This window comes from Arthrobacter sp. SAFR-044 (assembly GCF_051965175.1).
Taxonomy (GTDB): Bacteria; Actinomycetota; Actinomycetes; order Actinomycetales; family Micrococcaceae; genus Arthrobacter.
Genome location: NZ_JBQCMK010000007.1, coordinates 236,059 through 248,863 on the forward strand (window position 1 = coordinate 236,059; position 12,805 = coordinate 248,863).

Annotated in this window: 12 protein-coding genes; 7 read left to right on the forward strand and 5 right to left on the reverse strand. The window is 59.2% G+C overall.

What is annotated here, in order from left to right:
* The first annotated feature begins 49 nt into the window (after positions 1-49).
* Together ACTHQS_RS13160 and ACTHQS_RS13165 are read left to right on the forward strand one after the other, a co-directional pair.
* A complete protein-coding gene (locus ACTHQS_RS13160; RefSeq protein ID WP_440169619.1) occupies positions 50-1,978 on the forward strand; it encodes a DUF7657 domain-containing protein in 1,929 nt (642 codons plus the stop codon).
* Positions 1,979-2,155: 177 nt separating this feature from the next.
* Positions 2,156-3,412, forward strand: coding sequence for a hypothetical protein (locus tag ACTHQS_RS13165; RefSeq protein WP_440169559.1), 1,257 nt, complete (start codon positions 2,156-2,158; stop codon positions 3,410-3,412).
* 50 nt (positions 3,413-3,462) lie between these two features.
* Here ACTHQS_RS13165 and ACTHQS_RS13170 read toward each other — a convergent pair whose 3' ends face one another.
* From ACTHQS_RS13170 to ACTHQS_RS13185, 4 genes are read right to left on the reverse strand one after another with little or no spacing between them, the layout of a single operon-like run.
* The gene (locus ACTHQS_RS13170) at positions 3,463-4,452 is read right to left on the reverse strand and encodes a glycosyltransferase (RefSeq protein ID WP_440169561.1); all 990 of its coding nucleotides are present in this window, start codon (positions 4,450-4,452) and stop codon (positions 3,463-3,465) included.
* 10 nt (positions 4,453-4,462) lie between these two features.
* Positions 4,463-5,884 carry a sugar nucleotide-binding protein gene (locus tag ACTHQS_RS13175; protein ID WP_440169563.1) on the reverse strand — a complete coding sequence of 474 codons (1,422 nt, stop codon included), beginning with the start codon at positions 5,882-5,884 and terminating at the stop codon, positions 4,463-4,465.
* A gap of 3 nt (positions 5,885-5,887) precedes the next feature.
* Positions 5,888-6,886, reverse strand: a complete 999-nt coding sequence (rfbB, locus tag ACTHQS_RS13180) for a dTDP-glucose 4,6-dehydratase (protein ID WP_440169566.1) — start codon at positions 6,884-6,886, stop codon at positions 5,888-5,890.
* Positions 6,887-6,907: 21 nt separating this feature from the next.
* The gene (locus ACTHQS_RS13185; RefSeq protein ID WP_440169569.1) at positions 6,908-7,618 is read right to left on the reverse strand and encodes a glycosyltransferase; all 711 of its coding nucleotides are present in this window, start codon (positions 7,616-7,618) and stop codon (positions 6,908-6,910) included.
* A gap of 306 nt (positions 7,619-7,924) precedes the next feature.
* On the opposite strand from ACTHQS_RS13185, the gene ACTHQS_RS13190 reads away from it, so the two are divergent.
* From ACTHQS_RS13190 to rfbA, 5 genes are read left to right on the forward strand one after another with little or no spacing between them, the layout of a single operon-like run.
* On the forward strand, positions 7,925-8,677 hold the full coding sequence (locus ACTHQS_RS13190; RefSeq protein WP_440169571.1) for a glycosyltransferase family 2 protein: 753 nt from the start codon (positions 7,925-7,927) through the stop codon (positions 8,675-8,677).
* Positions 8,677-9,066, forward strand: coding sequence for a DUF2304 domain-containing protein (locus ACTHQS_RS13195; RefSeq protein ID WP_440169622.1), 390 nt, complete (start codon positions 8,677-8,679; stop codon positions 9,064-9,066). Before ACTHQS_RS13190 ends, ACTHQS_RS13195 begins: the two co-directional genes overlap by 1 nt.
* Positions 9,047-9,964, forward strand: a complete 918-nt coding sequence (locus ACTHQS_RS13200; protein WP_440169573.1) for a glycosyltransferase family 2 protein — start codon at positions 9,047-9,049, stop codon at positions 9,962-9,964. Before ACTHQS_RS13195 ends, ACTHQS_RS13200 begins: the two co-directional genes overlap by 20 nt.
* A gap of 17 nt (positions 9,965-9,981) precedes the next feature.
* Entirely contained in the window at positions 9,982-10,878 is an 897-nt protein-coding gene (locus tag ACTHQS_RS13205) for a glycosyltransferase (RefSeq protein ID WP_440169576.1), read from the forward strand.
* Positions 10,879-10,931: 53 nt separating this feature from the next.
* Positions 10,932-11,795 (forward strand): glucose-1-phosphate thymidylyltransferase RfbA, encoded by an 864-nt coding sequence (rfbA, locus tag ACTHQS_RS13210; protein ID WP_440169578.1) that lies wholly within the window; start codon positions 10,932-10,934, stop codon positions 11,793-11,795.
* A 168-nt stretch (positions 11,796-11,963) separates the two neighbouring features.
* On the opposite strand, the gene ACTHQS_RS13215 is transcribed toward rfbA, so the two are convergent.
* A complete protein-coding gene (locus ACTHQS_RS13215; protein ID WP_440169581.1) occupies positions 11,964-12,686 on the reverse strand; it encodes an ISL3 family transposase in 723 nt (240 codons plus the stop codon).
* Positions 12,687-12,805: the final 119 nt, after the last annotated feature.

Below are 12,805 nucleotides of genomic sequence, written 5' to 3' on the forward strand. Positions count from 1 at the left end.
ACCCAAGGACGCACGTTTGAGTTCAGTAGTAGCACCGCCAGCTGAAAAGTTGGGGAAGAGAGTAACGCTCCTTGCTTACGCGGGAAGGAGTGACAACCCTCTTCGCATAGCGGTCATCCTCCTTTACGTGATCGTTGTGGTCATGGGGGCTACAACGTCATCGATTGGCATGCCGACCCTCCGCCAGGACCCGGCGCATCCTTTGGGTCTTCAAATCGGGGATGCGTCTCCGATCAGGTCGGATGAGTACAACGCGTTCTCCCCCATCGTTCTATCGATCATGGCCACCGGCGGAGCGCCTACGACGAGCGTCCTTGCTGCACCCGCGGATATAGCCCACCGCTATCCTTCCGGCGGCTTTTTTGAGACTTTGGTTTTCTTCGATTCCACATTGTTGCGGAGTGCGGCATTCCTGCCCGACGCCATGGTCTTCGCAGCGCATTGGTGGCTTCCCGCGCTGCTCCTCTTCCTGTTCCTGCCAACGTGGTTTTCCCAGCTCGGGGCGGCCCGCCGCTGGGGCTGGCTTGCAGCGTTCCTGATCGCGCTGTCGCCGGCTGCCTCTTGGTGGACAATGATGCCCATTCAGCTGATTGCCTACACAATCGCCGGTTCAAGCCTGCTCCTGTCTGCCTACAGAAGATTTGCGCTGGGACAACGTCTGATCCCGGCCCTGCAATCCCTGCTGTCAGGCATATTGCTCGCCGGCTTGCCGAGTTTTTACATTCCCTGGTCGCTCGTCCTCGGCCTTCCCGTACTCACAGCCACAGCGGTGTGGATCATGGCGTCAAGGGAAACATGGAAGCCGAAGCTTCTTGCGCTGGGGTCCGCGGGGCTTGTTTCGATGGTCTTTGCAGCGGGGGTCCTTTGGGAGAACCGAGCCGGATTGTCCGCGCTCCTCAATACCGTTTACCCGGGTTCCCGGAGGTCCGCGGGCGCAGCCCAGTCCTTTGCCATGCTTTTCGGCGCACCCGCGCTCGGAGCAATGCAGGATGTGGCACCCGTAGGGATAAACCAAAGCGAGCTTTCGACTGCATTTACCATAGCCTTTGTCTGGGCCGCCCTGCTTATCGTGTTCATTAAGAACCTGGGGAAATTCCGCGACAACACGGTAATTCTCGTCCTGGGAGCCTTCGCTCTCATATGGCTCGCATGGTGCACCATCAATTTTGGTGAGCGGGGATCCTCAATCCCGCTCCTAAACTACGTCCAACCGGCACGGGCCGCCCAGGTCTGTGGAATTTTGGCCTCATTACTGGTTTGCTTCCTGCTCGACCGCCTCCCGTCCCGGGTGGGATGGCGAGGCCCAGCCGTCGCAGCAGCCAGCTGTGCTCTTGTAACCGGGTACGCAGCCTCGTCCCTGCAGTTGTCGTACCTGCCCACAATGCCGCGCTCGCTGATTCTGGGCACTTCCTTGGCCGTAGGAGCCTGCGTATTCATCACTACCAAATTCCCGGCAAAGGTTTGGCCGCTCGTTTTGACGTCGGCACTTGCTGCTGTTCCTGTTATCGGCGCCAATCCACTTCTTTTTGGCCTGGGCGACTTGCGCGAATCCGAGACTGCCACTTATCTCCGTGCGGAGGGCAGACAGGCAGCGGCGTCAGGCGGCGTCTGGGCATCTGACTTCAGCCCGTTCGACACTGTGATGACAGCAAACGGCGTACCCTCTTTGAGCGGTCTGCAACGGTCGGGACCGAACACGGAGGCATGGGAGAAGCTGGATCCGCAATCCCGCCACGCGGACGCATGGAATCGCGGCGGTGGTTTCGTCTTCTTCGAGTGGACAGTGGGACAACCTATTGATTTTGGAACGGTTGCAACAGACACCACCCTGGTGCGAGTGGATCCTTGTGACCTTAAGAATCGGTGGCCGAGCCTCCAAGGCATCGCGTCGTCCCACAAGCTGGAGGCTCCCTGCCTGGTTCCTGAACGCACCCTCACGTGGTCCGGCAAGGAATTCTCCGTCTACAAGTTCAAATAGCGGGTCCCCTTCGGATTCGCATTGTTGTTCGTCGCGCCTCGAGCAAGGGACGTCAATGTGAGCCACGGGGGGCTCCCGGGACGGCCACCACAGGGCGCTCCCGCAGTGGAAGACCACGGACGACACCGAAAACGTCTGCCAAGGGAAAGCACATTTCCAGATCGGAGGAAGTTACATTTGGTTTCTGCAGCCGCCCCTGCTTTGATTCGCCGCTTTGGCGGTTTCGCGGCCTCCCTCGTATTTTCGACCGCAGTTAATTTGCTGGCCATTCCGTTTGTCATCTCCACCTTGGGCAAAGAAGTGTGGGGTGAACTGGCTCTGGCACAAGCGACTGCTGCCATCTTTGGGATCGTCGTCGCCTTCGGATGGGGAACCGTGGGAGCTGCCCTCGTAGCATCGCTTCCCGTCGAGAAACGCCCTCAGATGTATGTCGAATCCCTTGTCAGCCGCGGCTACCTCTTGCTGTTTACGGCCCCGGTGATGTTCGCTGTGATGCTGCTGATCACTAAAGCTGACCCATTTGTAGCTGCATTGGCGTCCGTGGCTTACGTGTTTCCTTTCGTGGGCGCCTCTTGGTTCTTTATTGGCCAGGCGAAGCCCTGGCGACTGTTTCTGTTCGACGTACTCCCACAGGGAATCGGTACCATCGCTGGCCTCGTACTGATTCAATTCATCCCGAATCCAATCGTATTTGTCATCTCGCTACTGGTCTTCAACCTGCTGGCGGTTGTCTCTGGGGCAGTCGGCGTTCTTGCCCAAGCGGGACGCCGACTGGAAACCGATCTGCGGATCGGCCCGGCTATGAAGCGTTTGAAGGACCAGAAGCATGGCGTGATTGCTGCGGGTACTGGCAGCCTGAACAGTAACCTGCCCATGCTCGTCGTAAACCAGGTAGTGAACGGAGCACTCCCCCAGTACGCCTTGGCGGACAAACTCTTCCGCTTTGCCGTCGCGGGTTTTGGCCCCATCCTCCAGGTGATCCAGGGGTGGATTCCGGAGGCCGGACCTGCGAAGAGTCTGCACAGGATAGGAACAGTCGCAAAACTTGCCCCGGCAACCGGGCTCATGGCCGGCGGACTCCTTGCCGCGCTGACTCCGTGGGCCAGCACGCTCTTCTCGGGCGGGGCAATCGCCATCAGCTTCAGCCTCAGCATCCCCTTTGGCATTATCCTGGCCGGCGTGCTGGTCGCCCAGATCGTAGGGCTTGCGTGCCTCATTCCCTTGGGACAAGGAGCCGCCCTGGCTACTTCCACAGCGGTAGGGGCCGCCCTGAACGTTCCCCTGATGCTGGTACTCGGTCTGCTGCTGGGCGCGCCCGGGGTCGCGTGGGCAGTAGGTCTCGCTGAACTTGTGGTAGCGGGTTACCAGCTCATGGTCGTGCGCAAATGTCTGCATAACCGCACGGAATTCGAGACCGCACACGCGCAGGACTGAAGTCCTTCCGGCCCTCACGGCCAGGCGGGATGTTTCGGAACCCGAAGCCGCTAAGACCTGGAGCCCTTGGCAAAAAGCTCGACAGGAACGCCAGCCATGAATTCCAGGAAGCATGGAAGCGCGATCTCGCCCCTTCTCAGCCCCGCAACCAGCGTCCTGGAAGTACTCCTCCAGCCATGCCCAGTCTCATAAGCCGCCAGCGCATCATCTACGCCATCGGTTATGCCCAGGCGCTTCCGCAAGGCATCGGCCATTACCCTTCGCCAGCCGAAGCTCAGGTCGTTGGCAGTCTTGAGCATGGCGGCGGGGCTACCGCTGCCCTGGTATTTTCTTGACATGGCCCTGAGGTGATCCAGGGACTGTGCCGGACTCTTTCGTCCAGCCACCTCACCCAGGACGTTTCCTCCATGCTGCACATAGTCCTGAACGACGTCGCTGACCAGCCGTACGCCACCCGTCGCCTTGGCGCAGACCGCGAGCCAGTGGTCGTGAACCTGCGTTATGGTCTCAAGCCTCGGGAAAGGGAGCGCAAGGTCAAGAAGGTCCCGGCGGAACACGCACAGGCTTCCTGTCACCTGGTTCTGGGCGAGCAAGGACCCAAGTCCAACATTGCTGCGCTGAGTTGACTCGGCTACGACCTGGTTGCCGGGGAGCCGTACCACTCTTGCCTGCCCGGCAACCAAGCTCACACTGCCCAGATGGGGCAGTAGCGTTTCGATCTTGGTGGGATACCACGAATCATCCTGGTCCGAGAGTGCCACCCAATCCGCATGACTGGGAACTTGCCGCAGCACCCGCTCGAAATTGCCGTAAAAGCCCAGCCGGTCGGGAAAACCAAGAACCTTGAAGCGGTCATCGCCGCTTAACTCACGTGCGACAAAGTCCTCAATCTCCGCGTCTCCCCCATCCGCGGATATGAGGCACAGGAAGTTTTTGTATGTCTGGGCCTGGATGGACAACAACTGGGTGCGGAACAGGTCCCAGTCTGGCTGGTAGGCCGCAAGGGCGATGATGCCAAACGAGTGGGAGTCAAAAGGCATGGTGAACCCGCTATGCCCGCGTCGTCTGCTGGGCGAGGTAGTCTTCCAGGACTTCCCGGGCAGGCCTGGGGATAAAGCCGGACGCCTTGATCTTCGCGAGGTCGAGCACGCTGTTCAAAGGGCGCGGAGCCGCTTCCTTGCCCCGGAAGTACTCCGCAGTGCTGACTCCGGTGACAGCATCGCGCGACGCCCCCGACAACTCAAAAACGTCAGAGGCGATTTCGGCCCAGGACTGAGGTTCGCCGTCGTTTGTCAGGTTGTACGTCCCGTAGTCTCCTGCCGCAAGGAGGTGCTGGATGCCTGCGGCGATGTCGTCGGTAAATGTAAGCCGGCCCACCTGGTCATTCACCACGGAGGGCTCCACCCCACGTGCGGCAAGGGAAGCCATGGTGCGGACGAAGTTGTTGCCATCGCCGATAACCCAGCTCGTGCGGATGATCAAGTGCCGCGGTACGACGCGCACGAGAGCATCACCTGCAGCCTTTGTCTGGCCGTAGACACCCAGCGGTGAGAAGGGCTCATCCTCGGTATGGATGGCATGTGAACCATCAAAGACGTAGTCGGACGAGACGTGCACGAGAGTGAGGTCGTGTTCGACGGCGGTCCTGGCCAGGAGCGCGACAGCAGTCACATTGTTGGCCCAGGCGGCTGTGCGGCCTTCCGGAGTCTCCGCGGCATCCACGGCGGTGTACGCCGCTGCGTTGATGACCGTCGAGTAGTTCTTCCAGTTACGGGCCGCGAAGCTCGCAGCATCACTGAGATCGAACTCACTGCGACCAGCGAACTCTACCGACGGGTCGCCGTCGTAAAGCCTTCGCAGCGCCCGGCCAAGCTGGCCGTCCGCCCCCACCACCAGAATCTTCTTCGGCGGCATGGGGACGACGTCAGCCAGCCGGGGGTGGGCCTTGTCCTTGTCCGACAGTTCTGCCTGGTCCAGGGAGATGGGCCACTGGATTGCGGCTGACTCATCAGCAAGATTCAGGAAGGTGTATTGCCCTTGGGCGTCCGCGGACCAGTGGTCGTTGACCAGATAGGTGTAGGCGGTATTGTCTTCCAAAGTCTGGAAGGCGTTGCCAACACCCCTCGGAATAAAAATTGCCCGGCTCGGGTCCAGCTCGGCCGTGAACACAGCACCGAACGTGGGTCCCTCCCGAAGGTCTACCCATGCCCCGAAAATCTTTCCCGTGGCAACGGAAATGAACTTGTCCCAAGGCTCTGCGTGGATACCGCGGGTAGTGCCCGCTTTCTCGTTGAACGAGATGTTGTTCTGGACGGGGCGGAAATCGGGCAGGCCCAGGGAAACCATCTTCTCCCGCTGCCAGTTTTCCTTGAACCAGCCCCGGTTATCCCCATGTACGGGGAGGTCGTAAAGAACGACGCCGGGAATTGGGGTTTCGTGGGCAGCAAGCTTTTTCGAAAATATGGTCGGCATCTTCTACTGGCCCTGCTCCTTGTACTTTGCCTCCGTCAGGGCTTTCTGGGGCCGCCACCAGTCTTCGTTCTCCCGATACCACGCAATTGTGTCTTCGATGCCAGTGTCGAAGTTGGAAAACCTGGGCTCCCATCCCAGTTCCTCGCGGAGCTTAGTGGAATCAATCGCGTAGCGAAGGTCATGGCCCGGCCGGTCTACAACATGGTCATATGCATCGGGCGACTGTCCCATGTGCTTGAGAATCAATTCAACGACGTCCTTATTGTTTTTTTCGCCGTCGGCACCAATAAGGTAAGTCTCTCCGATCCTGCCCTTGGCAATGATCGCCAACACCGCAGACGAGTGATCGTTCGCGTGGATCCAGTCGCGTACGTTCTCGCCCTTGCCATAGAGCTTCGGGCGGATGCCGTCAATGATGTTGGTGATCTGGCGGGGAATGAACTTCTCGACGTGCTGGTACGGACCGTAGTTATTTGAGCAGTTGCTGATGGTTGCCTGCAGACCGAAGGACCGCACCCAGGCCCGAACCAGCAGGTCCGAGCCGGCCTTCGTTGAGGAATAGGGACTTGACGGGTTGTACGGCGTCTGCTCGGTGAACCGCTCCGGGTCATCCAGTTCAAGGTCGCCGTAGACCTCGTCAGTGGAAATATGATGGAACCGCTTGTTGTGCTTCCGCGCAGCCTCAATCAGGGTGTAGGTGCCGATGATGTTTGTATCCAGGAACGGGCGGGGGTCATGCAGGGAGTTGTCGTTGTGTGATTCTGCCGCATAGTGAACCGCTACATCAGTTTCGGCAACCAGTCGGTCCACCAGCCCAGCATCGGCAATGTCACCCTCAACAATCTCAAGGCGGTCTGCGGGCAGTCCCTTCAAAGATTCCAGGTTTCCGGCGTAAGTCAGCTTGTCCAGAACGGTGACACGGTCATCAGTGTTTTCAAGAACGTAGTGAACAAAATTGGAACCGATGAAGCCGGCACCGCCGGTGACAAGGAGATTCTGCATTAGGCCAGCTTAGCTGCTTGATCATCCCCCTTGCCGCCGTCGAAGTCTCCGCGACGCCTCCAGAAGTAACCGTCCAAGCATGACTCTGGCCGCAGCGATCCGCGGCAGGGAACGAAAGCCGCTGGGTGTCTCGTTCTGATCGTGCAGGCGGCGCAGCAGGCTGGGCGCTTCCAAGTGCGCAATAGATTGAGCCATGTTGCCGCATATCGCAAACCAAAGGTCGTGGGACTCGCGAACATACTCCGGAATGGGAGTAACAACAGGGATGAGCTCGCGTCGGAACGCCATGCCGCACCCGTAGTAAGCGCGGTAGCCGATCATAATTCCGAGCAGGTTCGCCAGGCGTCGGGAGTCCATCGTGGATTTCAGGGGAGGTATCCATGGGCGGGGTCCCCCGCCGAGCATCGCGAAATTCGTGGCAACCATCGCTGAAGTTTGCAGCCCTTCGAGCATCTGGTGGACCCGCCCGGAAATCCAGACGTCATCCTGGTCGGAGAGGAAGATGAACTCGCCCCTGCTGGCGAGAATCGCTTTTTCGAAGGTCCTGACGTAGCCCGAGTTACTTGCGTTCCGGATCAGCCGAACCCGGGGGTCTGTAATTTTGCTGATCACGTCAATGGTGTTATCTGGGGACGCGTCATCGACAATCACCAGCTCATCGTTCGGTCCCAGCTCCTGCAGGATGGACGAGATCTGTTCCTGTATGTAAAGGCCACCACGATAGCTGGCCATGCACACACTTATCCGGGGCGTAACCGGCAACAGGGGCTGTCCACTAGTCATGGCATACGAGACTAGCCGATTTCAAGAGGTCACCAGGGCTGGTGCGCGCGGCATGGCGGCACCTGGACTCGACGGGACTCCTCGCGCCGAGCCTGCAGCCGCCGGTTAGCGGGAGGCGCCTGCTAACGCGTAGGATTCAAGGCGCCGCCTCGTCTAACCTGCCATGTCAGGTCCGGAGTGCCTGCGCGGTAACGGCCGTGATCGTCATGGCCTGACGCCGTCTGCCGTCGCCCGCATTGGTATAGTTGGGATATTATGCGCACTTTGGAAAGCAATCGTGTCCTGGTCATCATGCCGGCATGGAATGAAGCCGCTTGCGTGGGGACGACAGTTGCCGAGGTACTCGCACTCGACGAGCCTTACGACGTGTTGGTCGTAAACGATGGGTCAACTGATCAGACAGCCTTCGAAGCGGCCGCGGCTGGTGCTGCGGTGATGAACCTTCCCTTCAATCTGGGAGTCGGCGGCGCCATGAGGGCGGGCTTCAAGTACGCCGACCGGCTTGGTTATGGCCAAGTTATCCAGGTCGATGCGGACGGCCAACATGATCCGCGCAACATCAGGGAAGTACTCAACGGATTAGCATCAGCTGACATCTCGATTGGGGCCAGGTTTGCCGACCGAGGCGACTACGCGGTCAGCGGGCCGCGGAAGTGGGCCATGAAGTTGCTGGCCTTTGTATTGTCGCGGTTGGCCAAGACGCCCCTGACGGACGTTACTTCGGGCTTCCGTGCAGCTAACCGCAGAGCGATCGCCCAGTATCTGGACCACTACCCTGCCGAATATCTGGGCGACACCATCGACTCCCTTGTGGTGGCGATCCGGTCAGGCTTGAAGGTCACGCAGGTACCTGTTGAAATGCGACCCCGCCAGGGTGGCACCCCCAGCCATCATCCCATCAAGGCGGCTGTATATCTCGGCCGCTCATTCTTTGCCCTTGCGTTTGCCCTCACCCGGAAGCGCTCCCACCTGTCTCTTTCCATCCCAGCTACAGCAGGACAAAAATGATGCCCAATGTCGCCGCGTTTGTGTTGGCACTCGCCATTGTGGGTCTCGTCGTTGAGATGTTGCGCCGCAAGAAACTCCGCGAAAAATACGCCATTTGGTGGCTCGTCGTCGGCATAGCGACTCTCATCCTGGCAGCGTTCCCCCAACTGCTGGACGTGGTCGCCCGGACCGTGGGAATACAGCTGCCATCAAACCTGCTGTTCATTCTTAGCATTCTGATGCTGTTGGGCGTGACCCTCCACTTGTCATGGGAAATATCCGTAGTTGAAGACGAAACGCGCGCGCTGGCAGAGGAAGTGGCAATTTTGCGCGTGCAGATTGAGGATATGACGGAGCAGCTGCCCACGGCACAGAAGAGCAGAATCGAGAATGTCGAGGGTCATCCCTAATATGCCGGGTCCTTTCCTCGACATCTTCATCCCCTACTGGGGAGATCCGGGATATATGAAGCTGACGATTGACAGCGTGCTCGAACAAACAAATCCTAATTGGCGTTTGACAGTTGTTGATGATGCCTACCCGGATTCCACGATCGAAAATTACGTGTCGTCACTTGCCGATTCACGCATCACCTTCATAAAGAAAAAGCAAAATGAAGGAATTACTGCCAGTTTCAGGACCTCTCTTCAGCTTGCGCAGCAGGATCTCGTGTGTTTTGTCGGGTGTGATGACTATCTGCTTCCAAACTATGTGGAAATAGTTCTGCAGGCCCACGAGGAGTTCCCGGAGGCAGACATCATCCAGCCGGGCGTGACAGTTGTCGACGCAGATGGCAAACCCAGCAAGACGCTCGTGGACAGGGTCAAGCAGCGTCTTCTTCGGCCGAGGTCTTCCACGCCCCTACTGCTTTCGGGCGAAAAACTAGCGACCAGCCTCCTGCACGGAGACTGGCTCTATTGGCCCTCTTTGACCTTCAAGACGGCTTCCGTCAGGAAATTCGATTTTCGGAACGAGTTTCCGATCATCCAGGACCTTGCCCTTGTCGTCGACATGATCGTCGAGGGAAACTCACTCCTCGTCGTACCTGAAAAATGTTTTGCCTACCGTCGCCACTCCGACAGCGCCTCGTCGGTACTCATCCTGAGTGGCTCACGCTTTGAGGGCGAGCGGGACTATTTTGCCTTGGCAGCAAAATTGGCTCGCTCCAAAGGATGGCGACGGGCAGAACTCGCCGCGCGTCTACGCCTTACGTCAAGAGCGCATGCGTTGTCCCTTGTGCCAATTCTGCTGAAGACCGGCGACGGCGGGGCGTTCCGAACCATGGTTCGGCACGGGCTGGGGGCGTGATGGCTCCTGATCGCCCCGTGACCATTGGCCTTGTCACCGCCTTCAATCCCCCCGAAGGCCTCATCCTGAACTGCGAAGCGCTTCTCCGGGAATGCTCCGGCGTTGTGGTTGTAGATGACGGCAGCGACCTCGCTGCTGACAGTATCTTCGATGCACTTCAAGCGCTGGGCTGTTCTGTCGTTCGTCTTGGGAGCAATAAGGGAATCGCTTCTGCACTGAACGCAGGGGTCAAGCAAGCTCAATCGCTCTACCAGAGGCTCGACTTCATCCTGACCATGGACCAGGACTCGCTCATTCAACCGGGATTCGTGCGCGCATTGGAGGAAGCAGCAGAAAACGCGCAGTCGGCGGGAGTGAAGGTGGGAATGGTTGCTCCGGCGAACGTGAGCGGCCTTCCCAAGAGGGCGCGAACCTTGCCTAACGGCGTCACCCTAGGCGATGAACCTGTGCAGTCGGGGCTGCTGATACCCACTGGATGCCTATCGGCAGTTGGCCCTTTCAACGAGCGCCTCTTCATTGACGGCGTGGACAGCGACTTCTACCTGCGCGCAAAGGCGGCTGGTATGGTTTGCATCATTGCAAAGGGTGCATCGCTCAAGCACTCATTGGGCCAGATGGTCCCGGCCAGCATTGGACCGATGACCGTCAGGTGGCGGGGTCAGCCCGTCATGGTCAGGACAGCGGCCTCCTGGCGTTATTACTACATTGTCCGTAACCGCATCTTTCTATTCCGCCTTTACCGGGCCACGCAGCCGTACTGGGCCGTTCGAGGCGCCTTAATGGACTTGCGCCACTTAGTCCTGGTGACCGCGCTTGCGAACGGCCGCCGGGTTCGGCTCGCAGCCGCACTCCGGGGGGTAAGAGACGGCATACGCGGCCGCATGGGTCCCTCTCCGTTGTCTAAATCACAATAGAACGCGACGCATCAGTTTTGGCGCTGGGTCCGTAGTGGTGAATGATTGAAGCCATGCGTGGAATTATTCTGGCCGGCGGAACTGGGTCGCGGCTTCACCCCATCACCTTGGGCATCAGCAAGCAACTCGTACCGGTCTACGACAAGCCGATGATCTACTATCCGCTTTCCACCTTGATACTTGCTGGCATTCGGGACATCCTCATCATCACCACTCCGCATGATGCCGATCAGTTCCAGCGTCTCCTGGGTGATGGTTCCCAATTCGGCATCAATCTGACGTACGTCCAACAGCCCTCCCCCGATGGTCTGGCCCAGGCGTTCATCTTGGGCGCCGACCACGTGGGGAATGACACCGTTGCGCTCGTGCTGGGCGACAATATTTTTTACGGTCAGGGTATGGGAACCCAACTCCGCAAGCACTCCGACATCAAGGGCGGCGCCGTTTTCGGTTACTGGGTCAAGGATCCCAAAGCCTACGGCGTAGTGGAGTTTAATTCGGGTGGAAAGGCGCTCTCCCTTGAGGAGAAGCCCGAAAAACCCCGGAGCCACTATGCTGTTCCCGGACTCTACTTCTACGACAACGACGTTGTTGCGATAGCCCGTGAGCTTAAGCCGTCTCCTCGTGGCGAGCTCGAAATTACCGACGTCAACAAGGCTTACTTGGAGCGAGGCGACCTTCAGGTCGAGATTCTGCCCCGCGGAACCGCATGGCTGGATACGGGGACGTTCAACGATCTCAGTGACGCCTCTAACTTCATCCGGACCGTTGAGAACAGGCAGGGGCTGAAAATTGGAGCACCTGAGGAGATTGCCTGGCGCCAGGGCTTCCTAAGCGATGAAGAGCTTCGTAAGCGTGCCGAGCCGCTTGTGAAGAGCGGCTATGGCAGCTATCTTCTGGGACTTTTGGACGACTAGAACCAAAAGGGCCGGACCGGTACCGCTCTCCCATTGCCTTCGACGCCCTCGCAGCGCAAGTGTGGACCCTCGTCTGGCGTTAACGGTACTGAAGGGGTCTGAGTGGCTGCCCAGCCCCCTTCACCGGCTCTTCGCGGCTCGCGGGAAAGCGGAGTCCTGGAATGAGTGTCATGCCGCCGTCCGGACGGCACTTCTCAAGAGGATAACGGATTTGTAGTTGGCGGCATTGCGGTGCCCGCGGGCAGTTCGTTGGATGTTTTTTATAGCGGTGTTGTTGGCTTCGACTTTCCCTGTTGTGGCTCCGGTGATGATGAATACCTCAATCCCCTTCCACCATCTGCAGACGGTGCGGTAGAGCCTGTTGGTCTCCGGCCGTCCGGCAGACGTGACCAGTTTCTCGAGAACCTCTTTGGCTGCCGCGGCGTCTTCCAGGGAACCGGTGTTGATCAGGGCCCGGAGCTGCTCCTTGACCTTCCAGCCGGCCCGGAGGGTGCCGGTGGGATCATCGAGCGTGAATACACCCTCGAACCGGGCGACTGCCCTGCAGCTGAGCCTGTCTCCACCGCGAAGCAGCAGCATGCGGTGCGCCCAAGCCTTATCGATGGCCCGGCCGCGTCTGCCCTTGACTTGCTGGGAGAGGTTCTGCCGGGTCTCGGTCATGGCCTGGTTGGCCAGCGAGACCAGGTGGAAATGATCGACCGCGACAGCGGTGCGGGGAAACCACATCCGCAACGCTTTGCGGAAAGCTGCCGAGGGGTCGATCGCGACGACCTGCACCGCCAGCCGCCATTCCAGCGGCCGGGCGAACAGCCACTCCCCAACACCCCTGTGATCGCGGCCGTCGAACACGCCCAGGACCTGGCCGGTGTCCAAGTCCACGATGGTTGTCATCCAGGGTTCGAACCGGGTCCACGCCTTTGTTCCCGGGTCCTGTGTTAGCGGCCATGAAAAACTGCCCATAGGCGGCCACGAAAATGCCCACTGACGGCCAGTAGAACTGCCCAGCGGTG